The sequence below is a fragment of the Aeromonas sp. R2-3 genome, from assembly GCF_040908375.1.
In the GTDB taxonomy this organism is placed as follows: Bacteria; Pseudomonadota; Gammaproteobacteria; order Enterobacterales; family Aeromonadaceae; genus Aeromonas; species Aeromonas veronii.
On record NZ_JBFODP010000027.1, the window covers coordinates 493410 to 519028 of the forward strand.

Consider the following 25619-nt stretch of genomic DNA (forward strand, 5'->3'; position numbering starts at 1 on the left):
ATAAGAGAAAAAATAAATCATGAGGGGGGGATGACTCATCAAACATTCCGGATTTACTAAATCAGTAAAAATATCAAATTGAAAGGTTTTTTAAAGGATAACGAATGCAAATTGAATGCCCGAAATGCCATAAAGAAAACAATATCAAATTAAATGCAATTGTAAGGTGTGGACATTGCCAAGAGGAATTAAGCTCTCATAAATTCAAAAAACATATTATTTCTAGTGGGGCTATGTTGGCTATTGGAATTGTTGGTGGACAAATAGCTGACTATGTAATAAATGATAATAGGTACCCCATAAAAACTGAGTATTCAATAATTGACGCATGCAATAATTCATACAGTGAACTAGTTAGTCTCTCTGTTTATAGCCGAAGAAAGGAAATTTGTTTATGTTCAATGGAGAAAACCATGAATGAAATCTCATATATACGTTATAAAGTAGACCATGAAAGCTTTGCCTCTGCTTTTTCAAAAAATTCAGAAATATGCTCAGAGCCAAACGGTTAATTGATAGCTCTGAGCATCACCTTATTTAGTTCCCTTCACCGGAGCATTACCTCTGCCATCACCCGAAACTCTACCTGTTGTAGAAGGCCAGTTGCCCCCAGGGCCAGGATGTGAAGAGGGGCCACGACTATTACCTTTACCTGAGCTAGAACCAGAGTTGTTACCTTTAGCCATAAATCAATCCTTCCAGTAAGTTTGCATATCCAGACCATCTCTGGACGCATTAAGATTAACAGGAGCAATAGGGACAATTGGGGACAAAAATGGACTATGATGACAAAGCACAAAAAATAAAGGATGAAATATCAAAAATTGGTTGGAGTATGAATGAATTCGTTTTCGAATATGATAAATTTTACAATTATAAATCCAAACTTACATGTGATTCGTTCAAAAAACAGCTAGCCAGAAAAACCACTCGCACTTCCTTATTAAACAATTACCTTGAGTTTATATACAAACACCCTACATGGATAGCGCACAATGACATAAGGCCGACGTTTATTAATGATGAATTGGATGACTCCTTTGTTCTTGAAATGAGACAAATTTCAGCTATTATCACAAAAAAAATCACACAATCGAAATGATTGCCAAGAGCATTTATCTTGCAAGCAGGCTCTAATAAAAATCAAACCTAATTAATCAATGTTAACTATGGAATCTTCCAATCTCCGACATGAAGAGGCATTCATGGGCGTTGTAATATTAAATGGATTTATTATCGTGTCCTCCAACGATTTGACTGCGGTCAAGAATGAACTTGATAACCATATCCAGTTAACCCGCGCTGAAACCGGCTGCCTGACCTTTAAGGTGACTCAAGATCCTCTCAATCCCTGCCGATTCGATGTCTATGAAGAGTTTGTTGATGAGGCGGCTTTTCAAGCGCACCAAGCCAGAGTCAAATCCTCCCGCTGGGGGAAAATAACTGTCAATGTCGAGCGACACTATACGGTAACAGGGATTGCATAAATCACAGCCTTGCCATTTTGGCCAAGGTGGCGAACCGGGTGTGGCGCAGAACTCTCCCCCCTCTCGCTACCGCGAATGCCCGATTACGCTGCGCTTATCGAGCCTACGTAATTGCGTTATTTCCACACTTTGTAATTGAGGCCACGATGATCCGTCCATTATCCGCCACCGGTCTGGATGCCGCCGTCGAACTCTGGTATCAGGCATCGGTGCAAGCCCACGACTTTATTCCCACCGCCTTTTGGCATGAGCAAAGGGCAGCGATGCGCGATATCTATCTGCCCGCCAGCCAGAGCTGGGTCTATGAGGAGGATGGACAGCTACTGGGCTTTATCTCCTGGTATCAGGGGTCTGTTGCCGCCCTGTTTATCTCCCCAGATCACCAATCACACGGGCTGGGTCGCCAACTGCTCGAATACCTCAAAGCCCAATATGACCGGCTCGAGTTGACGGTCTACGCCGAAAATGAGCAGGCGCGGCGCTTCTATTCCCGCAACGGTTTCAAAGAGGGTGAGCAGCAGTTGTGCGAGCATAGCGGCCACCCCGAGTTGGTGATGCATTGGCAACGGGGATAAGCGGAGCGCCAACATAGATGGCCGCCCACCTTGGCCGGTATTGGGCCTCCTTGAATGCCATGGCGGCATTCTCTACAATGACCCACTTTTTATTCATTTCGGGTTATATCGATGAGCGATACCAGCACCAAACCGGCTCTGCCGGATCACCTCTCCTGCAATCCCCGCAGCCCTCACTATGTGGCCGCCTGCTTCGAGCACCCGATCGGTATTCGCCTGAACGGCAAAGAGCGCACCGATGTCGAGGAGTACTGCATCAGCGAAGGTTGGGTAAAGATCCCCTCCCCCAAGGCGCTGGATCGCCGTGGTCAGCCCATCCTGATCAAGCTCAAAGGCACCGTTGAAGCCTTCTACAGCTAATCAGCGCGCTGCTGCATGATAAACAAGGCCACCCTCGCGGTGGCCTTGTTGTTTCCGGTATTGGTACTGGCGTCAGCGTTATCTAAGCGGCAACCACCAGCCCACATTTCTCGCTGGGCAGCTCTTATACCCCCAAGCGGTCGCGCAGGGTGTACCAGGCGGCGCCCGCAGCGGTGAAGGGGATGCGGAACAGGCGGCCACCCGGGAAGGGATAGTGCGGCAGTTTGGCAAAGGCATCGAAGCGCTCGGCCTGACCGCTCAGCACCTCGGAGAGCAGCTTGCCCGCCAGATGGGTACAGGTGACACCGTGGCCGCTGTAGCCCTGCATGTAGTAGATGTTGGGGCCGATGCGACCAAACTGCGGCAACCGCGACAGGGTGAGCAGGAAGTTGCCAGTCCAGGTGTACTCCACCTTGACGTCGGCCAGTTGCGGGAAGGTCTTGAGCATCTTGGGGATGATCAGCCGCTCGATGTCCGCAGGATCCCGCGCCCCATAGACCACACCGCCGCCATAGAGCAGCCGATGATCGCCGGAGGTACGGTAGTAGTCGAGCAGGTAGTTGCAATCCTCCAGACAGTAGTTCTGCGGCAAGAGTGAGCGGGCCCGCTCCTCTCCCAGCACTTCGGTGGCGATCACCTGGGTGCCACAGGGCATGCTCTTGCTGGCCAGTTCCGGCACCAGATTGCCGAGGTAGGCGTTGCCCGCCACCACCACAAAGCGCGCCTTCACCGCCCCCTTGGCGGTCTTGACCAGTACGGGCTGACCCGGGGTAATGCTGGTGACGGCGGATTGTTCGAAGATCAGCCCCCCCTGGATGCGGATGGCTTCAGCCTCCCCCAACGCCAGATTGAGCGGGTGAATATGGCCGCCGCTCTTGTCGAGCAGGGCGCCGACGTAGCGATCGCTCGCGACCACCTCGCGCACCCCCTTGGCATCGAGCAGCTCCAGCTGGTCGTTGCCCCACTTCTGCCAGCGGGCGTATTGGGATTTGAGCTCGTGCAGCTGCTTCTCGGTCTCGGCGGCAAAGACGCCCCCCTCCTGCAGATCGCACTGGATGTTGTAGCGCTTGATCCGCTCGCGGATGATCTGTCCCCCCTCAAACAACATGGAACCGAGCAGCCTGGCCTGATCCGGCGGGCAGTTCGCTTCTATGGTGTCGATGTCGCGGCTGTAGGAGTTGACGATCTGGCCACCGTTGCGGCCGCTGGCGCCAAAGCCGACTCGTGCGGCCTCCAGCACCACCACCTTGTAGCCCTTCTCTACCAGATGCAGGGCGCTGGAGAGGCCGGTATAGCCCGCCCCGATGACGCAGACATCGCACTCCAGCTGCTCGGTCAATGTCGGATAGGGCGCGTGTTTATTGGCGCTGGCTGCGTAGTAACTGTTTACATGTTCGGTCATGATCCCTGTTTCCTTACCGGTTCGGTTGCCAAACTACTGTCAGGATTAAAAGCTCGCCGGGGTGTGGGCGCTGACGATGCGACAGGTCTCCCCCGACGGATTGCTGAAGCTGTGGGGCTCGCCGGTGTCGATCACATAGCTGTCGCCCGCCTCCAGCGGATAACTCTGGCCCGCCACCGTCAGGATCACCGACCCCTCCAGCACGGTGCCGACCTCCTCCCCCTGATGGGTCACCTGACCGCCGGTGTCGGTGCCGGGGGGATAGGTCTCCAGCATAAAGCCGAGCTGGCGGCGGTTGTTGCCGTTGTGCACCAGCTTGAGGGAGACCCCCTGACTGCCCAGCTCGATCAGCTGATCAGCCTTGATCACCACCTCCGGAGTGCGGCTCTCCTCCTCGGCGAAGAAGCGCGACAGCGGCAGGCCGTAGATGGTGAGCAGCTTTTGCAGGGAGGCGACCGAGGGGCTCACCTTGTCCTGCTCGATCATGCAGATGGCACCGTGGGTCAGACCGCTCAGCTCGGCCGCCCGCCGCTGGGAGAGCCCCAGCTGATGGCGTACCGCCGCCAGCCGTTCCCCCATGGTGCGCGCCCCGGCGTCAGCCGCACTCAACGGTCGAGCCACGCCTTCCCGGCTCTGTGGCCCGCTCATGAAAGGCCCCCTGCTGCGCCATGTCTGCATCCTTGCATCATCAGCCTCTCCTGCTTGCGCGTGATCGCATCGGATCAGGCGCTGCCTGTTTACCCTGCTGGTTAAAATAGCCAACCAGCTTTCCCTTGCCGTTCACTATGTTACACAGCACAGCCGTTCATTATTTTGCACACCTGATTTACCATCCCCCGGTCGTCTGCCCACTTGCAGCCTGCCAGCGAACCGGAGAAAGCGCGCTACACAGCCCATTTTCTAGCATGGCGCCCCCCAGCAATTCAAATATATTTAACACTTGAAAAACATTTCAGCTCAAATTATGGTCTTCCTGTGCTTATTATTTTATACGGCAGCGGCGCAGGAAGGGTCGGCTCACTCCGGCAACCAGCTGCTCTGACCCACACTCGAGGCTTCTCATGTCAGGAACAACATCCCACTCCAGCTTGATCACATCCCGCGCCTATATAGATGGACAGTGGTGCGAGGCCGCCAGCGGCCGCACCTTCGAGGTCACCAATCCGGCTACCGGTGCCGTGATCACTCAGGTGCCCGACATGAATGAAGAGGATACCCGCCGCGCCATCGCGGCCGCCCATGAGGCGCAACCCGCCTGGGCAGCCCTCACCGCCAAGGAGCGCAGCAACAAGCTCTATGCCTGGTTTGCCGCCATCACCGCCCACAGCGATGAACTGGCCCGCATCATGACCTGCGAGCAGGGCAAGCCGCTGGCGGAAGCCAAGGGGGAAGTGACCTACGGCGCCAGCTTTATCCAGTGGTTCGCCGAAGAGGGCAAGCGCGCCTATGGCCGTACCATCCCGGGCTTTAGCGGCGATCGCCGGCTGGCCACCATCAAGCAGCCGGTCGGAGTCGTCGCCGCCATCACCCCGTGGAACTTCCCGATTGCCATGATCACTCGCAAGGCGGGCCCGGCGCTGGCCGCCGGTTGCACCATCGTCATCAAGCCGGCCGCCGAAACCCCGCTCTGCGCACTGGCGCTGGCAGTACTGGCCGAGCAGGCGGGGATCCCCGCCGGGGTCATCAATATCGTCACCAGCCACCAGCCGAGCGCGGTGGGCAACGAGTTGTGCAACAACCCGACTGTGCGCAAGCTCTCCTTCACCGGCTCGACCCGCATCGGCAAGCTGCTGATGCGCCAGTGCGCCGACACCATGAAGCGCCTCTCGCTGGAGCTGGGCGGCAACGCCCCCTTTATCGTCTTTGACGACGCCGATCTCGACGCCGCCGTGGCCGGGGCGCTCGCCTCCAAATACCGCAACGCCGGGCAGACCTGCGTCTGCGCCAACCGCATTCTGGTGCAGGCCAGCGTCTATGACGCCTTCGCCGAGAAGCTGACTGCCGCCGTCGCCGCCTTCAAGGTGGGAGATGGCATGAGTGAAGGCACCCAGATCGGCCCGCTCATCAACCCGGCTGCCGCCAGCAAGGTCGCCGAGCTGGTGCAACAATCTGTTGCCGCCGGTGCCGAAGTGCTGCTGGGTGGCGAGCCCCACCCCGCCGGCCCCCTCTTCTACCGCCCCACCATTCTCGGCAAGGTCGCCAGGGACAACCCCATCCTGCAGGAGGAGATCTTCGGCCCGGTCGCGCCGCTGGTGCGTTTCGAGAGCGAAGCCGAGGCCATCGCACTGGCCAACGATACCCCCTATGGTCTGGCCGCCTACTTCTATGGCCGCGACATCGCCCGGGTATGGCGCGTCGCCGAGCAGCTTGAATACGGCATGGTCGGCATCAACGAGGGGATCATCTCAACCGAGCTGGCCCCCTTTGGCGGCATCAAGGAGTCGGGTCTGGGTCGGGAGGGGGCAGCCGAGGGGCTGGAGGAGTATCTGGAGACCAAATACCTCTGCTTTGGCGCCATTCGCTAGGGCAGCAGAGGGCTAAAGCATCGTATTCATCGATGCTTTAGCCGCAAGATTCATCGCTTTTACAGATAGATGCAGACGTTTACCCGAGGCGGCAAGGGGCATAATTTGGCCTGCGCTGCCTCGCAAGAGGGCTTCTGCAACACACACCACACGCAGCCGATCTGGCCCGATGGGCTGTTCGGCGGTAATGGGCGCCAAAACGCCTGCCACATTTTCAGGGAATATCCGGGGCTGCGGCCCCTCAGGGAGGAAAGATGAGTCAGTCAGAATCAAACAAGGCGTGGCAAGCGCGCCGCGAAGCGGCCGTGGTCAACGGCGTTGGCACCCTGCTGCCGGTCTTTATCGATCGCGCGCAAAATGCCGAGCTGTGGGACGTGGAGGGCAACCGCTACATCGACTTTGCCTCCGGCATCGCCGTGCTCAACACCGGCCACAACCATCCGAAAGTGGTGGCAGCGGTGCGCGAGCAGCTGGAAAAATTCAGCCACACCTGCTTTCAGGTCACCCCTTACCCGGGCTATATCGAGCTTGCCGAAAAACTCAACGCTCTGGTGCCCGGCCCGACCCCGAAACGTACCCTGTTTCTCTCCACCGGCGCCGAGGCGGTCGAGAACGCCATCAAGATTGCCCGTGCCCACACCGGTCGCAGCGGCACCATCGCCTTCAAGGGGGGCTTTCACGGTCGCACCATGATGGGCATGGCGCTCACCGGCAAGGTGGTGCCCTACAAGACCGGCTTTGGCCCCTTCCCGGGCGAGGTCTACCACATCCCCTTCCCCGCCGACTATCTGGGGGTGAGTGAAGAGGATGCCCTGCACGCCCTCGACCTCTGCTTCAGCGCCGATATCGAGCCCTCCCGCGTTGCCGCCATCATCATCGAGCCGGTACAGGGTGAAGGGGGCTTCTATCCCGCCTCCGCGAGCTTTATGCAAAAGCTGCGCAGCATCTGCGATCAGCACGGCATTCTGCTGATTTGCGACGAGATCCAGAGCGGCTTCTGCCGCACCGGCAAGACCTTCGCCACCGAGTATGCCGGCATCGAGCCGGACATCATGACGTTGGCCAAGAGTCTGGCTGGCGGCTTCCCCCTCTCCGCCGTGGTGGGCAAGGCAGAGATCATGAACGCAGCCAAGCCGGGCGGCCTTGGCGGCACCTATGCCGGTTCCCCCATCGCCTGTGCCGCCGCGCTGGCGGTATTGCAGGTGATCGAAGAGGAAAAACTCAACCAGAAAGCACTGGATCAGGGTGAGCAGATCAAGGCGGGGCTGCAACGCATAGCCGAGCGTTTTGACTGCATAGGTCAAATTCGCGGACCCGGTGCCATGGTGGCCATGGAGCTGGTGAAACAGCGCAATGCCGACCAGCCCGATCCCGACCTCACCAAACGTCTGGTAGCCGAGGCGGGCAAACGCGGTCTGGTCCTGCTCTCATGCGGGGTGCGCGCAAATGTCATCCGTTTTCTCGCCCCCCTGACAGCCCCGGCGGCAGTGATTGAGGAGGGGTTGCAACTCCTTGAAAAATCACTGGAGGCCGTGCTGGCCTGACCAGCAGGAAAGTGACCACTTACCTGTGCAAATAAATGCAATTTTGCCCCCTTTTTTTCTTGTCAAGGGGGCCCTGCAAATGCACAATGCGCCGCCACTGAAAGAACCGATGTAAAACAATGGCATCGGTTCTTCTTTAAATAGTGAACAAACCCATAAACGAGGCCGGATCACCCCCGGAAAAGATAGCGAGATTGGCAGCAGTCTCCCGACACCAAGTCTAGTGAGGAACAACATGGGGCATCTCAATGCTTTCCAACCGGCCATGGCCGGTGTGCGCCGCCCTGGCGCCCTTGATTCCCGGGCCTCTCTCCCGGTTTCGTTGATGGACCGTGCCACTCTGGCACTGCATGAGGAACATGCATAATGGCGGCCCAGCTGGTTGGTCTGAAAAAGACCCTCAAACTGTGGCAGGTCGTAGTTATGGGACTGGCGTACCTCACCCCCATGGCAGTGTTCGACACCTTCGGCATCGTTACCGAGATCACCGAAGGCCATGTGCCGACCGCCTACCTGTTTGCTCTCATCGGCATGCTGTTCACCGCCCTGAGCTACGGCCATCTGGTGCGCAAGTTCCCGTCGGCAGGCTCCGCCTATACCTATGCCCAGAAGGTGTTCCACCCCTATGTCGGCTTTATGGTGGGCTGGACCTCCCTGCTCGACTATATGTTCATGCCGATGATCAACATGCTGCTGGCCAAGATCTATCTGCAGGCGCTCTTCCCGAACGTAGAGCCCTGGACCTATATCTTCGGTCTGGCGGCGGTGATGACCGCCCTCAACCTGCGCGGCATCAAACTGGTGGCCAACTTCAACAGCGTCATCGTCATCATGCAGTTCAGCATCATCGCCGTCTTTATCGGCCTGATCGCTTGGGGCGTGCACAATGGCGAAGGGCTGGGCACCGTGGCCAGCAGCCGTCCCTTCTTCTCCGAGCAGATCAACATCTCGCCGCTGCTGATGGGGGCCTCGATCCTCTGTCTGTCGTTCCTCGGCTTTGATGCCATCAGCACCCTGTCGGAAGAGACACCGGACGCGGATCGGGTGATCCCGCGCGCCATCGTGCTGACGGCGCTGATCGGCGGTGTGCTGTTTGTCACCACCTCCTACTTCCTGCAGCTCTTCTTCCCGGACATCTCCCGCTTCCAGCATCCGGATGCGGTGCTGCCGGAGATCGCCCTCTATGTGGGCGGCAAGCTGTTCCAGGCGGTAGTGCTGGTCTGCACCACAGTCGCGGTACTCGCCTCAGGGCTCGCCTCCCACGCCGGCGTATCGCGCCTGCTCTACGTGATGGGACGGGATCGCGCCCTGCCGAGCCGCTTCTTCTCCTATGTGCATCCGAAGTGGCAGACCCCAGCCTGCAATGTGCTGCTGGTCGGCCTGCTCGCCCTCTCCGCCGTCTCGTTCGATCTGGAGATGGCGCTGGCCCTGATCAACTTCGGCGCGCTGGTGGCCTTCACCTTCGTCAATCTGGCGGTGATTGCCCACTTCTATGTGAAGCTCGGTCGCAACAAGAGTCTCAAGGATCATCTGATCTATCTGCTGCTGCCGCTCTGTGGCGCCGCCTGCATCGGGGTGCTGTGGCTCAACCTTGAGCCCTCCTCCTTCGAGCTGGGGCTGATCTGGGCTGCGCTCGGTGCCATCTACCTCTTCCTGCGCCTGACGGTGTTCCGCATTCCGCTGCGCACCAGCGAGGAGATGGCGCAATAAGCCAGCCGTGCGGATAAAACGATAAAGGAGCCTGCGGGCTCCTTTGTTTTTACTCTGTCATGATGATTGTTTAGCGCGTTGCTCTCCGTTTTTTAACGCTTTGCGGTTGCTCTCCTTCACCGCGCTGGCGATCCCCTGATCTGCTGTATGTGATGCGGTTATGGCCGCCACCTTTTGATAGCCACGCATGTTTTGCCATTGCGCTTTTTGCTGAAAATGTGACTGATTTCAAATCGGCGCCCACCACTATCGCCCTCCGTGACGTGGCACTGACCAGACAAACCTTTTAACTTAGTCATTTTTGTGACTAAAAATGCAATCGCTATTTTCCCCCGCCAACCCCCTTATTCCCGCCAGCAACGCCTCCGGGAGGTTGGGCAACAGCCCGGGGGATGGCGGCAAATATGATCAGGATCAATCTTGAGGCGCAATGCGCCCTGCAGGGACAATCAGGACAAATTTCGCACAGCAGGCAAATAGTGCGTCGCCCCCCTCTATGCCCCCGTAAAGAGGGGGGCGGCACGGGGTCGGCCGCAGGGGGCGAGTGACCACTTACCTTCGCTGCGCTTATGCAAAAAAATGCGATATTGAGCCGATTATTGCTTGTCAAGGGGGAATCCCGAATGCACAATACGCCGCCAATAAAGGACCGATGTTCACTGCGACATCGGTTTTTGTATTTTGAAGAGCAGTGCAAACCCACCACAAGAGGCCGGAAACGTTCCGGAAGTGATACCCGAGATTGCCAACAATCTCCCGACGTTAATGAGGAAAAACATGGGGCGTTTCAATGCTTTCCTGCCGGCTAATACCGGTTTGCGCCTCCCCGGCGCCTTTGATCTGCAGGCCTGCGAATCCACCGCAATCCTGTACTCGTTGCAAGCACGTGCTGCGGCACTGATTGAGGAGAAAGCGTAATGGCATCTCAAGGCGCCAAGCTGCTCAAAACCCTGACCCTGACCCAAGTGATCGTCATGGGTTTGGCCTACCTGACCCCCATGGCTGTATTCGATACCTTCGCCATCGTCGGTGACATCACCGAAGGCCGGGTCGCCACTGCTTATCTGCTGGCCCTCGGCGGCATCCTGCTGACCGCCTTCAGCTACGGCCATCTGGTGCGCAAGTTCCCCTCTGCGGGCTCTGCCTATACCTACGCCCAGAAAGTGTTCAACCCCTACATCGGTTTCATGGTCGGCTGGTCCTCCCTGCTCGACTACATGTTCATGCCGATGATCAACATCCTGCTGGCCAAGATCTACCTGACCGCCATGTTCCCGGGTGTCGAACCCTGGGTCTTCATCTTCGGTCTGGTGACCGTGATGACCTTCCTCAACCTGCGCGGCATCAACCTGGTGGCCAACTTCAATGGCCTCATCGTGGTGATCCAGCTGGCCATCATCACCATCTTCATCGGTCTGATGGCATGGGGCATCTATCACGGCGAAGGCGCCGGCACCCTGATGAGCAGCCGTCCGTTCCACTTCGAGTCAGCACAGCTGGTACCGCTCTTCACCGGTGCAACCATCCTCTGCTTCTCGTTCCTGGGCTTTGACGGGCTGAGCTCTCTCTCCGAAGAGACCCCGAACGCCGGCAAGGTGATCCCCAAGGCGATCGTGCTGACGGCCCTTATCGGCGGCATCATCTTCGTGGTGGTCTCCTATTGCCTGCAGCTCTACTTCCCGAGCCTCGCCCGCTTCCAGCATCCGGATGCGGTACTGCCGGAGATCGCCCTCTACGTCGGCGGCACCTTCTTCCAGTCAGTGGTACTGGTCTGCACCACGGTCGCGGTACTGGCCTCCGGCATGGCGGCTCACGCCGGTGTGTCGCGCATCCTCTACGTGATGGGTCGTGACCACATGATCCCGGAGCGGGTATTTGGCTACATCCACCCGAAATACCGCACTCCGGCCATCAACGTGCTGATGGTGGGCGGTCTGGCCCTCTCCGCCGTGTCGTTTGATCTGGATACCGCGCTGGCGCTGGTCAACTTCGGCGCACTGGTGGCGTTCAGCTTCGTCAACCTGTCGGTGATCGGTCAGTTCTGGGTGCGCGAGAAGCGCAACAAGACCCTCAAGGATCACGTCATCTACCTGCTGATGCCGCTGCTCGGCGCCGCCACCATCGGTGCGCTGTGGATCAACCTGGAGCAGAGCTCGCTGGAGCTGGGCCTGATCTGGGCTGGCCTCGGCGCAACCTATCTGTTCCTGCGTCTGGCGGTGTTCCGTATCCCGTTCCGTCAATACGAGGAAGCGGCTGACGCCTGATCCTTTGCGGATAACGGATAGACAGAAGGGGAGCCATGGCTCCCCTTCTTGCTATTTGACGGGCTGAATATGGGGTTCCACTATTGCCACTCTCCCGCACTTGCTTGGTCGGCAAGGAACAGACCGGGCGGATGGCGTCACCAGTCATATTTCTCGCCATCCCCATCATCTATTGGCGAACAAACCACCAACGCAAGTCATAAAACCATCATAAAAGTGTCACCTTGTCATATTTCTGTCATTAACCACTGATTAAATGCGCGGGTCATCAACAACCCAAGACGGAACGACCGTCTCAAGAGGCTTTATGCAACACCATCACTCCTTGTCACAGCCGCCCGCGACCCGCGCCCTGTTCAACTGGATGAGTGTCATCGTACTGGTCTACCTGATCCTGGTTGCCGTGGGCGCCATCTCCCACGGCTTCAAAGATTTCTCCGGCGGCGCCGAGGGCGCAGCCCAGATCTTCGCCTTTGCCAACAACCCCTTTGTAGCCCTGCTGCTGGGTATTCTCGCTACCGCGCTGGTGCAATCCTCCAGCACCGTCACCTCGGTGATCGTTGGTCTGGTGGCTGGCGGCCTGCCCATCAGCATGGCCATCCCCATGGTCATGGGGGCCAACCTCGGCACCACCATCACCAACACCATCGTCTCCATGGGCCATGTGCGGGATCGCGCCGAGTTCCGCCGCGCCTTCGCCGCCGCCACCGTGCACGACTTCTTCAACCTGCTGGCGGTGTTCATCTTCCTGCCGCTGGAACTGATGTTCGGCCTGCTGCAACACAGCGCCGAGTGGCTGGCCAACCTGCTGGTAGGCTCCGCCAACATGTCGATGAAGGGCATGGACTTCATGAAGCCGCTGACCGCACCGGCCCAGCAGCTGATTGACAGCGCTGTCGCCTTCCTGCCGGGCAAGGGTGCCGCCATCGCGACCATCATCATCGGTATCCTGCTGATCCTTGCCTGCGTCACTTATCTCGGCAAAGTGCTGCAACAGGTACTGGTTGGCCGCGCCAAAGAGGTGCTGCACAAGGCGCTGGGCCGTGGCCCGCTGACCGGCATTACCTCCGGTGCGCTGGTGACCATCATGGTGCAGTCCTCCTCCACCACCACCAGCCTGATGATCCCGCTGGCTGGCGGCGGCGTGTTCAGCACCCGTCAGCTCTACCCCTTCACCCTGGGGGCCAATATCGGGACCACCATCACCGCCCTGCTGGCAGCCACCGCCATCAGCGGAGCCGGTGCCCAGCTGGCCCTGACCATCGCACTGGTCCACGTGCTGTTCAACCTCTTTGCCGTGGTCATCATCTATGGCATTCCCTTCCTGCGTGACCTGCCGGTGCGCGCAGCCGAGGGGCTGGCCCGGGTCGGCAGCGAGAACAAGCTGCTGGCTCTGGGTTATGTGACGGGTCTCTTCTTCGCCCTGCCCGCCCTGATGATGGTGGCCGCCAAGTAAGCGCCGCCGCCATGACAAGGGGCGAGTCACCGACTCGCCCCTTTTTGCGTCTGCGTCTCCGAGCTTTGCCTGCCCGCTCACATCCTCCCGCCCTGTGGCTCGCCATCAGGGGCGGTGCGCGATAAGATGGCGCCCTCATTGCACTTTTTACATTTCATGGAACAGGAAAAACCGATGAAATTCATACTGATCGCGCTGCTCATCGCCGGTGTGGCCTACTACTTCTACTCCAGCAGCAACAACAAGAAGCTGGCGGCTGACAACGTGCGGATTGGCGCCGAGTTCCTCGCCAGCAACAAGGACAAACCGCTGGTGACCACCACCGCCTCCGGCCTGCAGTACGAAGTGCTGACCCCGGGCACCGGCACCGTTCACCCCACCGCCACCAGCAAGGTGAAGGTGCACTACGAGGGCAAGCTGCTGGACGGCACCGTCTTTGACAGCTCGGTCGCCCGTGGCGAGCCCATCGAATTTGGCCTCAATCAGGTGATTGCAGGCTGGACCGAAGGGGTGCAGCTGATGGTGGAAGGTGAGAAGACCCGTTTCTACATCCCTGCCAACCTCGCCTACGGCGACCGCGCCGCTGGCAAAATCCCGCCGGGATCCGTCCTGATCTTCGACGTGGAACTGTTGGGTATCCAGTAACCGCGCAGGACGCTCCAGTGGCAATATCCCACTGAGCGCCAGTCCTGATCTTCGACGTGGAGCTGTTGGGTATCCAGTAAGCGCTCCGTCACGCTCCATCAACAACAAGGCCAGCATTATGCTGGCCTTGTTGTTATGGGAGCGTCACTCCCCCTTGGCGATCCCTTCCCGGCGCGGATCCGCAGCGCCAAACCAGCCGCCAGCGTTGCGCTCAACCCCCTGCAGGCCGGAGGTCTGCTCGTTCAGTACCACCTCATGTCCCCTCGCCTTCAATCCCTCGACCACCGACATGGGGGTGCGTCCCGCTTCCAGCTCGGTGGGGCCGTTGCGGCTGCCAAAATTGGGCAGGTTGATGGCCTGTTGCAGGTTCAGGCCCCAATCCTGAGTACCGAGCAGGGTCTTGCCCACGTAGTTGATGATGGCGGAGCCCCCCGGAGAGCCCAGCGTCATGGTCAGCTCGCCGCTTGGCTTGTCAAACACCAGCAGGGGTGACATGGAGGAGCGGGGCCGCTTGCCCGGCTCCACCCGGTTTGCCACTGGCAGACCGGCGGCATCCACCGAGGTGAAGGAAAAATCGGTGAGCTGGTTGTTGAGCAGGTAGCCGTTGACCATCTGACGCGATCCGAAACCATCCTCGATGGAGCTGGTCATGGAGATGGCCATCCCCGCCTTGTCGACGATCGAGACATGGCTGGTCGAGGGGAGTTCCGGAGTCGCATCCTTGCCGCGTGCCAGCGCCAGTGGCGGCGTGCCGGGCTTGGCAATCCCCATGGAGTGCTGACCGACAAGCTTGCCGCGCTCGGCCAGATAGCCCTTGTCCAGCAGCCCCTGCACCGGCACGCTGACAAAATCGCTGTCGGCGACGTACTGGTTGCGATCGGCGAAGGCGAGACGCGCCGCTTCACTGTAGAGATGGATAGCCTCGCTGGAGGCAGCCAGCCCCCCCTCCTTCGTGGTGATCGGCTTGAGGGCCGCCATATCGCGGCTCTCCAGCATGCCGAAGATCTGGCCGAGCGCCAGGGTGCCGGACGAGGGAGTGGGAAAACCGCAGATCTTGCTCTGGCGATAGTCAAAGCAGAGGCCATCCCGCACTTTGGCCTGATAGCTGGCCAGATCGGTGGCCGCCAGTACCCCGGGATTGGTGGGATGCTGGCGTACCTTGGCCACCATGGCATCCGCCAGCGGCCCCTGATAGAAGGCATCCGCCCCCTCTGTGGCCAGAGTGCGCAGCACCTTGGCCAGCGCCGGGTTGGTCAGCTGGGTGCCCGTCGTTTTGGGGCTGCCATCTGCCTGATAGAAGTAGGCACGCGCCTGCGGATCCCGTGCCAGATAGGGATCCTTGGCCAGCAATGTAGCCAGCCGTGGACTTATCACAAACCCTTGTTCTGCCAGCGTGATGGCGGGCTCGAACAGCGCAGCCCAGGGTAGCTTGCCATAACGTTGATGGGCCAGTGCCAGAGCGCGCAGGGTGCCGGGAACGCCGACCGAGCGGCCCCCGACCACCCCGTCATAAAACGCCAGCGGCTTGCCATCTTGCATAAACAGCTGGTCGGTGGCGGCAGCCGGCGCCGTCTCGCGGCCATCCACCGCACTCACCTTGCGGCCATCCCACACCAGCAGCAGCGTTCCGCCACCGATCCCGGAGGATTGCGGCTCCACCAGCGTCAATACCAGCTGCACCGCAATGGCGGCATCGACGGCACTGCCACCGGCCTTGATGATTTGGTAGCCCGCATCCACCGCCAGCGGGTTGGCGGCCGCCACCATGAAATCATGGCCCTGCCAGCCCTGCTTGTCGGTCCAGCCACTGGCCGCCTCCGGCGCAATCAGGGTGTGGGCTGGCGGGGTGTAGTGAAAGCCGTTGTCACTGGCACAACCGGCCAGCAAGGCAAGGGCGATAGCGAGCCCCAGAGGTTTGCGCAACATGACACTCTCCTTGTCTGTTTTATGACCATGAAGAGGGACTATGTCACGATTGGCGCTGACAGCTCAAGTTATTGAACAAGATCAATATCTTACTCATCTATCAATAATGGCTATCCGCAATAGATATAAAAAAACCGCCCGAAGGCGGCTTTTACGATGGGATGGCAGAGGCCAAACAGGCGCAAGTCCGGTTAGATGGACTGCTCTTCGCCACCCAGGGCGGCAAACAGCGCCGGGATAAACTGGGACAGCTCGGCGGTGACCAGCGCGAAGTCCGCATCCAGACGGGCGGCCGGATCTTCGCTGTTAACGTCGTCGTTCTGCTCGCGCAGCTCTTCGCTGAATTTCAGGCGCTTGATGGAGAGATCATCCCCCAGCACGAAGCTGACAGTCTCGCCCCAGTTGAGGGCCAGCTTGGTCACCAGCTTGTCGTTGGCCAGGTGGTTCTTGATTTCATCCGTCATCAGATCCTGCTGCTTGCAGCGGATGATGCCGCCGTGCTCCATGGCACTGCGCAGCTCGGCTTCATCTTCCAGCGTGAAGGAGGCGGGCAGGTTGCCCTCGTTCAACCACTCGGTCATGGTGATCTCGGGCGGGTTCTTGAGAGCCACCGGCACCACCGGCAGGGAGCCGATGGATTTGCGCAGCAGCGCCAGCAGATCGTCTGCCTTCTTGGCAGAACCTGCGTCCACCACCATCAAATTGTCGGCCGGATTGATCCAGGCGAAGGTCTGGCTGGTACGACTGAAGGCACGGGGCAGCAGGGTGTGGAGGATCTCCTCTTTCAGCGCTTCCTTCTCTTTCTTCTTGAGGGCGCGTCCCTGTTCGAACTCGATCGCCTCTACCTTCTCGGCCAGCATCTCCTTGACCACGGTACCTGGCAGCATCTTCTCCTCTTTGCGGGCGCAGATGAGGATATGGCCGGAGGCGCTGTGAGTCAGGGTTGAGCCGAATTTGCCAAGGGGCTTGACCCACCCGAAACGGGAGATGTCCTGACTGCCGCAAGGGGTGAAGGCACAGGCTTCCAGCTGGGTTTCCAGCTGATCCACGGTCAGGTCAAAAGGGCGGGTAAAGCGATAAATCTGCAGGTTTTTAAACCACATGGCGTCCTCGGTCTCTAGATTGTCCGGCGGGCATTGTACTAGAGAGGCGCTTTGTGATCAGCCAATCATTCTCGCTAAATAAAGGGCGATCGACCTCACAGGGTCTCATTTATGTCACCAGTTTGTTCATCAAGTTCTCCTAGACTGCGAAAGTAAATTGTTAATAAGGATGAAGGTATGTTGCGGCCCAGTCGCCCGGAAGACATGGAAGAGATCGTCGAAATCTGGTTGCTGGCCTCCCTGCAGGCCCACGATTTCGTCGATGCCTCCTGCTGGTGGCAGGCCCAGGAGGATCTACGTACCCGCTATCTCGATCGCGCCGCCATCTGGGTGTTCGAGGAGCGCGGCGATCTGCTCGGTTTCATGGCGATGGTGGACAACTATCTCGCCGCCCTGTTCGTGCGCCCCGACCGTCAGGGCCGCGGCGTCGGCCACGCCCTGCTGCAGGAGGCGAAGCGTCAGGGGGCGTCGCTCCACGCCCGGGTCTTTGTCGAGAACGATCAGGCGGTGCGTTTCTATCGCCGCCACGGTTTTGTCATCGAGGCCGAGGAGTCCGATCCCCTTACCGGCCACCCCCAATACCGGATGTGCTGCGAACCTGCCTGAATCGATGCCAGCCCCCTGTTTTACTTGAAAAAAGCACGGGGCATCCTCATCTTGTCTCCATCGGGTGCCACCGGCACCATCCCTGCAACCGGGCTGCTTTCCAATGAAAATCCTCCATACCGCCGACTGGCACCTTGGCCATCAACTTCATGGCCATGACCGCCGTTTTGAACACGATGCCTTTCTCGACTGGCTGAGTGACACCCTCAAAGCGCGCGAGATCGACGCCCTGCTGGTGGCGGGCGATCTGTTTGATACCGCCAATCCCCCCGCCAGCGCCTGGCAACAGCTCTACCGTTTTCTGGCGCGGCTGCGCGCCGAGATGCCCCGCCTCAACATGGTGCTGATCGGCGGCAACCACGACTCCCCCTCCAAGCTCGATGCTCCCCACGAGCTGCTGCGCGCCTTTGATCTGCATCTGGTGGGCAGCATCAGCCGCGACAGTGAGGGCAAGCTCGAGACCGACCGTCTGCTGGTACCGCTGCAAGACCGGGAGGGCAACATTGCCGCCTGGTGCGCCGCCGTGCCGTTCCTGCGCAGCAGCGATCTGCGGGTGGAGCAGTTGGCAGAAGGACAAGACAGGCTGATCGAAGGGGTTCGACAGGTCTACGCCGAAGTGCTGGCCGAAGGGCGCGCTCGCTGCGGGGAGGATCTGCCGCTCATCGCCATGGGCCATGCCTATCTGGCGGCGGGCCAGATCTCCGAGCTGTCGGAACGGCGGGTGCTCGGCGGCAACCAGCACGCCCTGCCTGCCGAACTCTTTGCCGGTGCCGACTACACGGCGCTCGGTCACCTCCATCTGGCCCAGAGCCCGGCCGAGGGGGTGCACTACAGCGGCTCGCCGCTGCCGCTCTCGCTTGCCGAAGCGAACTACAACCATCAGGTGCTGGAAGTGACCTTTGCGGAGGGCAAACTGGCCGGGCTGGAGCGGATCCCGGTGCCCCGCGCGGTGGAGATGATCCGCCTGCCCCAGAGCACCCTCGACGACGCGCTGAACGCCATCGCATCGCTCGAGCTGCCTGCTTGTCCACAAGAGGCACAACCCTTCCTCGAAGTGCGGCTGCTGCTGCCCAAGCCCGAGGCCCGCATCCGCGAACGAATTCTCGCCGCCATCGCAGACAAGCCGGTACGTCTGGCCCGCATCAGCACCCAGTATCAGGGCTCGGGAGAAGGACTGGCCGATGGTCGCGAGCGGCGCAGGCTCGATGAGCTCTCTCCCACCGAGGTGTTTCGCCTCTGCTATCAGCGCCAGTTCGAGGGGGAACCCGAGGCTGGGCTGGTCGCCTCGTTTGAAGAGATCCTGGAGCAGGTGAAGGAGTCAAACCAATGAAAATCTTGTCTCTGTCTGGTGAGAATCTGGCCAGTCTGACCGGCCCCTTCACCATCGACTTTACCAAGGGGGCGCTCGGCGCCGCCGGTCTGTTTGCCATCACCGGCAATACTGGCGCGGGCAAGAGCACATTGCTCGACGCCATTTGTCTGGCCCTCTACGACGAGATGCCGCGCTTTATCGCCAATCGCAAGAACGTGGCCGAAGTGGGCCGCATGGATGATGAGGAGAAACTCAAGGCCAACGACGTGCGCGGCATCCTCAGTCGCGGCCACGCTAGCGGTTTTACCGAGGTGCAGTTTCGTGGCTGCGATGGTCGCATCTGGCTGGCCCGCTGGGCGGTGCGCCGGGCGCGAAACCGCTCGGAGGGGCGTTTTCAGGCGCAAGAGCGCACCCTGACCGATGTGGAGTCCGGGCAAGTTTTCTCCGGCAGCAAGCGGGAGCTGCAGGATCGCATCGACGAGCTGGTGGGTCTCTCCTGGGAGCAGTTCCGCCGCGCGGTGATCCTGCCGCAGGGGGAGTTTGCCGCCTTCCTCAAATCGGACGCCAACGAGCGCTCCGCCCTGCTCGAACGGATGACCGGCACCGAACTCTACTCCGCCATCTCCATCCAGACCTATGAACGGACGCGGGAAGAGCAGCAGAAGCTGGCCACCATCGCCCAGCGCCTCGGCGACGTGGCACTGATGGATGAAGCGACCCGCGAGCATTGGGTAAGCCAGCAGATAAGCCTCTCCACCACCCTCAAGCACGAACAGCAGCAACAGCAGCTGATGCAGGACTTGCGCGACCTCAACAGCCGCATTGCCGCCCAGTTGCAGGGCTGCGCCGAGGGACAGGCGGCGCTCGATGCCGCCCTGCAGGCCCACGGCGCCGCGGCCCCCGAGCGCGAGGAGTTTGCGCGTGCCGAACAGGCCCAGGTGGCCCGCGCCGATCACGACGAGCTGGCCCGCCTCACCCTTGAGGTACAGCAGCAGGAGAAGCTGATCGCCGAGCTGGTACCAGAGCTGGCCAAACTCGAGGAGCAGACCCAGCAGAGCGCGCTGACCGAGCAGCAGCTGCTGGCGGAGAAGATCGCCGCCGAGCGGGAATGGGGCGCCCTGCAACCCGAACTCAAGCGGGCACAAGAGCTGGACACCCGCATTCGGGAAAAGCAGCAGCAGTTGCAGAAGATCCAGCAGGAGGGGACTCAGGAGCGGGAAGTGCAGCTCACCCTCGAGCAGGGGTGGCGCGAACAGAGTCAGCAGGTGGAACAGCTCAAGCGCCAGCACCAGCAGTGGGGGCTCTGGCTCGAAGAACACAAGGAGCTGGCACCGGTGGCCCGCCAGTGGCAGCCCCTGCTCACCGCCATGCAGGATTGGGCCGAGGATGCCGACAAGCTGCAGCAACTGCTCACCCTGCGGGATCACAAGCTGCGCGCCCTGCAGCAGCTGCAACGCCAGCTGGAAAAGGGCCAGCAGGAGCGCGACTACTGGCAACATGAACAAGCTCGGCTGCAACAGCAACAGAACGAGCTGCAGGAGCAGCAGTGGGAGAGCCGCCTCGCCAAAGCGCAGGAGCAGTGGCAGCAACAGACCGAACAGCTGGGCCAGCTGCGCCAGCTGCTGGAGCTGGCCGACTATGGCCGCAACCACGGCGAACAACATGGCCGCTTGCAGCAGGAGATTGCCCAGCTGGAGCAGGCGCTGGGCAAGCTCGTCACCCTTGGCGACGAGCTGGTGCCAGCCCGCGAGCGGCTCGCCCTGCAGCGGGACGAGGCGCGCCACGCGCTGGAACAGTCCCGGGCGGTGGCCACGTTCGAGCAGTATCGCCATATCCTGAGCGATGGCACCCCCTGCCCGCTCTGTGGCGCCGAGGAGCACCCCTACAGCCAGAGCCAACCCCAGGTGGCGGGGATCCTGGGTCAGCTGGCGGAGCGGGTCAGAAGCCTCGAACTCGAATGGGATCGGCTCAATCATCAATACATTCAGTGCGAGAGCGAGCGTCAGGAGCTGGCCCGCCAGCTGGCGGTGCGTCAGCAACATCTGCCGGAGCTGGAAACCCGCGCCGAGCAGCTGACCCAGCGCTGGCAACTGCTGGGTGGCGATACCCTGCTCGGCCATCCGCTGCCGCTGCGCCAAAGCCCCATTGAGTGGAACGAGCTGATGAGCACATTGCTTGGCCGTGGCCAGGCGCTGGAGCAGGGGTTGGCCCAGAGCCAGCAGCAGCTGCGTCAGGCCCAGCTTGGTCAACAACAGCTGCAAGGAGTGCGTCAGCAACTGAGCCAACTGGCTGCCCAGCACCAGCAGTTTGACCAACAGTGGCAGGAGGCCGATCGCCAGCGCATCGCACTGGAAGGGGAAGTGAAGGGGATGGGCGAGCAGGAGGCGACCCTGCGCCAGCGCCTCGAACAGGGTGCCCACCGCCTCGATGAGCAGATGGGTGGCCAACCGTGGCGCCAATGGCTCGGCAGCCAGCAGTGGCACGAGTGGCAACGGGCCTGCGAAGCTTGGTTGCACGGCCAGAGCGAGTGGGAGCGGCTGGCCAGCGAGATCGCCAGCCTCACCCCCGCCCTGAGCGCGCAGGAGGCGCGCCTGCAGACCCAGCGCGAGCTGCTGCACAAACTCGAGCGGGACTACAAGGAGCACGAGCAGCAGCGGCAGGGGCTGCTCACCAGCCGCGCCGCCTGTCTCGGTGGCGAGGAGATCCCGCTGGTCGAGAGCCGCTGGCAACAGCGGCTGCAACAACTCGCCAGCGAACTGGAGCTGATGCAAAGCGGCGCCCGCGCTCTGCGGGAGCGGCAGACCGAACTCAAGACCCGCCTCACTCATGTGGAGCAGGAAAAGCAGACCAGCAGTCGCCGCAAGCGGGAGGTGCTGGGGCGCTGGGCTGCCCACGCCAGTACCCTCGGCATCGCCGAATACGACCTGCGCCGTCTGCTCGCCATCAGCCCCGATGAACTCAAGGCTCGCCGCACTGCCCTGCAAGGGTTGGAAGATGCCCTTGGCGAGGCGCGCACCCGCCTTGCCGAGCGGCAACGGGCGCTGGCACTGGAGGAGAGCAAGCGGGATCGCTATCGGGAGCATCACCCCGAGCTGGCCGCCTTGCCGGATGCAGAGTTAAGCGAGCAGCTGGCGGCGCTCGATGCCCGTTGTCGCGCCCTTGAAGAGCAGCTGTTCGAGTGCAAGAGCAAGCTGGCACAGGCCGAAGCCGCCGCCCTCAAGGCGGGCAGCCTGCAACAGGAGCTGGTCGCCCAGCAGGCGGTAGCCGACCACTGGCAGCAGCTGTGCGATCTCATCGGACAGGCCAACGGCGCCAAGTTCCGCACCTTCGCCCAGAGCCTTACCCTCGAGCGCTTGCTGCTGGAGGCCAACGCCCAGCTCGCCGAGCTGTCGCCGCGCTACCGACTGGAGCGGGTACCCGGCACCGATCTGGCGCTGCAGGTGGTGGATCTCGATATGGGGGACGAGGTGCGTTCGGTGGACTCCCTCTCCGGCGGCGAGAGTTTTCTGGTGTCGCTGGCACTGGCGCTGGCCCTCTCCAGCCTCTCGTCACGGCAGACTCAGGTCGAGTCGCTGTTTATCGACGAGGGGTTTGGCACCCTGGATCCGGACAGTCTGGATCTGGCTCTCGCCAGCCTCGACTCTCTCCAAGCCGCCGGTCGCCAGATCGGGGTCATCTCCCACGTCCAGACGCTGGTGGAGCGGATTGGCGTGCAGATCAGGGTCGAAGCCCTCGGCGGCGGCGAGAGCCGGGTAGTGGTTCCCTGAGAGCCTTCGGCTCACCCCCCACACCGTAAACAACAAGACCCCGCCAATTGGCGGGGTCTTGTTGAGAGGCTATCAGCCGAAGCGGTAGGCGCCCATATAGAGGCTGCCGCCATCCCAGCTCTCGTGCAGCCGGGTCGGCGCCACACCATCGGCCGCCCCCAACGCCACAAAGAGTGGGCGCAGGTGGTCATCGTGGGGATGAGACTCCACCGCTCCGGGGGCCTGCTGGCGATAGTCGAGCAGCGCCAGCCGATCCTCGTCGGCCATCTTCTGCTCCAGCCAGTCGACAAACTGGCTGGCCCACTCAGGCACTGGCGAGCCTTCCGGTGCCAGCGCCCGCAGGTTGTGGGTAATGGCGCCAGAGGCGAGGATGCCAACCCCCTGACTGCGCAGCGCCCCCAATACCTCTCCCAGTTGCCACAACTGGGCCGGAGTGAAGCTCGCGGGAATGGAGATCTGCACCAGCGGGATCTCGCTGTTTGGGTCGATCAGGGAGAGGGGCGACCAGACCCCGTGATCCAGCTCACGCCGCACCGGGGTGGCGGTCAGTCCGGCCAGTGCCAGCTGGTCGCTCACCCCTTGTTGCAGCCACTCGGGGCTGCTGGCAGGCCAGCGCATCCGGTAGAGGGGCTCGGGAAAACCGTAAAAGTCGTACATCAAGGCCGGTTTGGGCTCGACGTTGATCTGCAACTCGCGGCTGAACCAGTGGGCGGAGATGACCACCAGCCCCTTGAGCTCACCCAGACGCAGGGTTCGCAGAAAGCGGGTGGCGGGTTGCTCACGCAGCACCAGATCCGGTGCGCCGTGAGAGATAAACCAGACGGGGGCGAGGGACATAAAGCAGACTCCAACAAAGTATCAGGGGGCGATACCGGAGGGGATATCGCTGTTGGAATCGATTATCCCCCTGCCATTAAAGGTGAACAATCCAGCAAAATAGATAAGAACTATCAACTAATGGTTGATAATTTCACGCCTTCACGACAGGTAATCGGCAATAGATATCAAGGCTGCGACGCTTCCGGCTGCAGTCGGGCTGCACGAAGCGCCATCCGGGTCGCGGCATTGTGATCCTGCCACTCTCGCCACGCCAATCCCTCGGCGGCCGCCCCCCCTTTCACTGGATGGGAGAAGATCGCCAGCAGACCGGCATTGTCAGGCCAGTAGCGAGCTGGCAGCGTCTGAACCAGCAGCAGGGCAGCGCCCAGCAAGAGCAGAGCCCATCCGGTTTCATTGCTGTTTTTCATCCCTGCCTCCTTCACCCGCGCGCCAATGAACTAACATTTTTGCGCAAGCCGGTGACAAGACGGTGACAGCGGACGGGTGGTCATTTTACAACATCTGAACCTCAACCCGGCCAAACAACCACAGATGGCAACATTTGTATCCCTTCAGCCCGAACCTGTGGCCGTATGCTCTAAAATGTGACTCACAGGAAAACGTTATCCCTGAAAAGAAAACGTTATCTGGTCAAAACGTTGTTTCTGGATCATAAAAAGATTCCAAAAACTGGTGTATATTGCTCGGCGGAAATTCCTTAACCATGAAGATTGACATGAAAAAGACCAAAATTGTCTGCACCATCGGTCCGAAGACCGAATCCAAAGAAATGCTGGCCAAAATGCTGGACGCCGGCATGAACGTCATGCGCCTGAACTTCTCCCACGGTGACTACGCCGAGCACGGCAGCCGCATCAGCAACCTGCGCGCTGTAATGGCCGAGACCGGCAAGCACGCAGCTATCCTGCTGGACACCAAGGGTCCGGAAATCCGTACCATGAAGCTGGAAGGCGGCAACGACGTCGCGCTGGTCGCTGGCCAGACTTTCACCTTCACCACCGACCAGACCGTGGTTGGCAACAAAGACAAAGTGGCCGTGACCTATGCAGGTTTCGCCAACGATCTGCGCGTCGGCAACCGCATCCTGGTTGATGACGGCCTGATCGGTCTGGACGTTATCGAAATCACCGAGCGCGAAGTTATCTGTAAAGTGCTGAACAACGGTGACCTGGGCGAGAACAAAGGCGTTAACCTGCCGGGCGTCTCCATCAAGCTGCCGGCCCTGGCCGAGAAAGACAAGCGCGACCTGATCTTCGGTTGCGAGCAAGGCGTTGATTTCGTTGCTGCTTCTTTCATCCGTAAGAAAGAAGACGTTCTGGAAATCCGTGAGCACCTGAAAGCCCACGGTGGCGAGAACATCCAGATCATCTCCAAGATCGAAAACCAGGAAGGTCTGGACAACTTCGACGAGATCCTGGCTGTTTCCGACGGCATCATGGTTGCTCGTGGCGACATGGGTGTAGAGATCCCGGTTGAAGAAGTTATCTTCGCCCAGAAGATGATCATCGCCAAGTGCAACAAAGCCCGCAAAGTGGTTATCACTGCCACCCAGATGCTGGACTCCATGATCAAGAACCCGCGTCCGACCCGCGCCGAAGCTGGTGACGTGGCCAACGCCATCCTAGACGGTACCGACGCAGTGATGCTGTCCGGTGAATCCGCCAAGGGTAAGTACCCACTGGAAGCCGTGACCATCATGGCCACCATCTGCGAGCGTACCGATGCCGTGATGCCGTCCAACCTGTCTGCTGCCAACGACAGCAAGAAGCTGCGCATCACCGAAGCCGTATGTAAAGGCGCCGTAGAGACCTCCGAGAAGCTGGACGCCCCGCTGATCGTGGTTGCTACCGAAGGCGGCAAATCTGCCAAGGCCATTCGCAAGTACTTCCCGAAAGCCTGGATCCTGGCTATCACCACCAACAAGAAAACTGCTGCCCAGCTGGTTCTGACCAAGGGTGTGGTTGCCCACGTGGTTGACAGCATCGCCTCTACCGACGATTTCTATCGCATCGGTAAAGAAGCCGCGCTGGAAATCGGCATGGGTCTGAAAGGTGACGTGGTTGTGATGGTCTCCGGTGCTCTGGTACCGAGCGGCAC

The 25619-nt window shown here is 60.2% G+C and carries 21 protein-coding genes; 15 read left to right on the forward strand and 6 right to left on the reverse strand.

What is annotated here, in order from left to right:
- The first annotated feature begins 104 nt into the window (after window positions 1-104).
- The 4 genes from AB5Z02_RS14820 to AB5Z02_RS14835 all read left to right on the forward strand — a co-directional run bounded on the left by AB5Z02_RS14820 (window position 105) and on the right by AB5Z02_RS14835 (window position 2422).
- Window positions 105-512, forward strand: a complete 408-nt coding sequence (locus AB5Z02_RS14820) for a hypothetical protein (RefSeq protein WP_139472625.1) — start codon at window positions 105-107, stop codon at window positions 510-512.
- 693 nt (window positions 513-1205) lie between these two features.
- Window positions 1206-1487: a putative quinol monooxygenase gene (locus AB5Z02_RS14825; protein WP_323923957.1), complete on the forward strand. Its 282-nt coding sequence runs from the start codon at window positions 1206-1208 to the stop codon at window positions 1485-1487.
- Window positions 1488-1633: 146 nt separating this feature from the next.
- On the forward strand, window positions 1634-2062 hold the full coding sequence (locus AB5Z02_RS14830; protein WP_368216306.1) for an N-acetyltransferase: 429 nt from the start codon (window positions 1634-1636) through the stop codon (window positions 2060-2062).
- 111 nt (window positions 2063-2173) lie between these two features.
- Window positions 2174-2422: a DUF3297 family protein gene (locus AB5Z02_RS14835; RefSeq protein ID WP_005338226.1), complete on the forward strand. Its 249-nt coding sequence runs from the start codon at window positions 2174-2176 to the stop codon at window positions 2420-2422.
- Between the two features lie 124 nt (window positions 2423-2546).
- On the opposite strand, the gene AB5Z02_RS14840 is transcribed toward AB5Z02_RS14835, so the two are convergent.
- Both AB5Z02_RS14840 and puuR read right to left on the reverse strand, forming a co-directional pair.
- Window positions 2547-3824, reverse strand: coding sequence for an NAD(P)/FAD-dependent oxidoreductase (locus AB5Z02_RS14840; protein ID WP_368216307.1), 1278 nt, complete (start codon window positions 3822-3824; stop codon window positions 2547-2549).
- 45 nt (window positions 3825-3869) lie between these two features.
- A complete protein-coding gene (gene puuR, locus AB5Z02_RS14845; RefSeq protein ID WP_064341211.1) occupies window positions 3870-4472 on the reverse strand; it encodes an HTH-type transcriptional regulator PuuR in 603 nt (200 codons plus the stop codon).
- 413 nt (window positions 4473-4885) lie between these two features.
- Between puuR and AB5Z02_RS14850 the strand changes: the two genes are divergently transcribed.
- From AB5Z02_RS14850 to AB5Z02_RS14880, 7 genes are all read left to right on the forward strand, one after another.
- The gene (locus AB5Z02_RS14850) at window positions 4886-6349 is read left to right on the forward strand and encodes an NAD-dependent succinate-semialdehyde dehydrogenase (protein WP_368216309.1); all 1464 of its coding nucleotides are present in this window, start codon (window positions 4886-4888) and stop codon (window positions 6347-6349) included.
- A gap of 254 nt (window positions 6350-6603) precedes the next feature.
- On the forward strand, window positions 6604-7893 hold the full coding sequence (gene gabT / locus AB5Z02_RS14855) for a 4-aminobutyrate--2-oxoglutarate transaminase (protein WP_368216310.1): 1290 nt from the start codon (window positions 6604-6606) through the stop codon (window positions 7891-7893).
- 366 nt (window positions 7894-8259) lie between these two features.
- On the forward strand, window positions 8260-9603 hold the full coding sequence (locus tag AB5Z02_RS14860) for an APC family permease (RefSeq protein WP_368216311.1): 1344 nt from the start codon (window positions 8260-8262) through the stop codon (window positions 9601-9603).
- A gap of 681 nt (window positions 9604-10284) precedes the next feature.
- Entirely contained in the window at window positions 10285-10521 is a 237-nt protein-coding gene (locus AB5Z02_RS14865) for a hypothetical protein (RefSeq protein ID WP_133164096.1), read from the forward strand.
- Window positions 10521-11867, forward strand: coding sequence for an APC family permease (locus AB5Z02_RS14870; protein WP_368216313.1), 1347 nt, complete (start codon window positions 10521-10523; stop codon window positions 11865-11867). The genes AB5Z02_RS14865 and AB5Z02_RS14870 overlap by 1 nt, the downstream gene beginning before the upstream one ends.
- A gap of 307 nt (window positions 11868-12174) precedes the next feature.
- Window positions 12175-13323: a sodium:phosphate symporter gene (locus AB5Z02_RS14875; RefSeq protein ID WP_005338243.1), complete on the forward strand. Its 1149-nt coding sequence runs from the start codon at window positions 12175-12177 to the stop codon at window positions 13321-13323.
- Window positions 13324-13497: 174 nt separating this feature from the next.
- Window positions 13498-13968 (forward strand): FKBP-type peptidyl-prolyl cis-trans isomerase, encoded by a 471-nt coding sequence (locus AB5Z02_RS14880; protein ID WP_005338245.1) that lies wholly within the window; start codon window positions 13498-13500, stop codon window positions 13966-13968.
- A gap of 144 nt (window positions 13969-14112) precedes the next feature.
- Here AB5Z02_RS14880 and ggt read toward each other — a convergent pair whose 3' ends face one another.
- Both ggt and rdgC read right to left on the reverse strand, forming a co-directional pair.
- On the reverse strand, window positions 14113-15894 hold the full coding sequence (gene ggt, locus AB5Z02_RS14885) for a gamma-glutamyltransferase (protein ID WP_368216314.1): 1782 nt from the start codon (window positions 15892-15894) through the stop codon (window positions 14113-14115).
- Between the two features lie 191 nt (window positions 15895-16085).
- Window positions 16086-16997, reverse strand: coding sequence for a recombination-associated protein RdgC (gene rdgC, locus AB5Z02_RS14890; RefSeq protein WP_338774253.1), 912 nt, complete (start codon window positions 16995-16997; stop codon window positions 16086-16088).
- Window positions 16998-17174: 177 nt separating this feature from the next.
- On the opposite strand from rdgC, the gene AB5Z02_RS14895 reads away from it, so the two are divergent.
- The 3 genes from AB5Z02_RS14895 to AB5Z02_RS14905 all read left to right on the forward strand — a co-directional run bounded on the left by AB5Z02_RS14895 (window position 17175) and on the right by AB5Z02_RS14905 (window position 22682).
- Window positions 17175-17603, forward strand: a complete 429-nt coding sequence (locus tag AB5Z02_RS14895) for a GNAT family N-acetyltransferase (protein WP_040065867.1) — start codon at window positions 17175-17177, stop codon at window positions 17601-17603.
- A 103-nt stretch (window positions 17604-17706) separates the two neighbouring features.
- Window positions 17707-18933, forward strand: coding sequence for an exonuclease SbcCD subunit D C-terminal domain-containing protein (locus AB5Z02_RS14900; protein ID WP_368216316.1), 1227 nt, complete (start codon window positions 17707-17709; stop codon window positions 18931-18933).
- The gene (locus tag AB5Z02_RS14905; RefSeq protein WP_368216317.1) at window positions 18930-22682 is read left to right on the forward strand and encodes an AAA family ATPase; all 3753 of its coding nucleotides are present in this window, start codon (window positions 18930-18932) and stop codon (window positions 22680-22682) included. The genes AB5Z02_RS14900 and AB5Z02_RS14905 overlap by 4 nt, the downstream gene beginning before the upstream one ends.
- Window positions 22683-22754: 72 nt before the next feature.
- On the opposite strand, the gene AB5Z02_RS14910 is transcribed toward AB5Z02_RS14905, so the two are convergent.
- Window positions 22755-23519 carry a class III extradiol ring-cleavage dioxygenase gene (locus AB5Z02_RS14910; protein WP_368216319.1) on the reverse strand — a complete coding sequence of 255 codons (765 nt, stop codon included), beginning with the start codon at window positions 23517-23519 and terminating at the stop codon, window positions 22755-22757.
- A gap of 167 nt (window positions 23520-23686) precedes the next feature.
- The gene (locus tag AB5Z02_RS14915) at window positions 23687-23929 is read right to left on the reverse strand and encodes a hypothetical protein (RefSeq protein ID WP_368216320.1); all 243 of its coding nucleotides are present in this window, start codon (window positions 23927-23929) and stop codon (window positions 23687-23689) included.
- A gap of 308 nt (window positions 23930-24237) precedes the next feature.
- Here AB5Z02_RS14915 and pykF point away from each other — a divergent pair.
- On the forward strand, window positions 24238-25619 hold a 1382-nt coding region (pykF, locus tag AB5Z02_RS14920; protein WP_201944913.1), incomplete at its 3' end, for a pyruvate kinase PykF.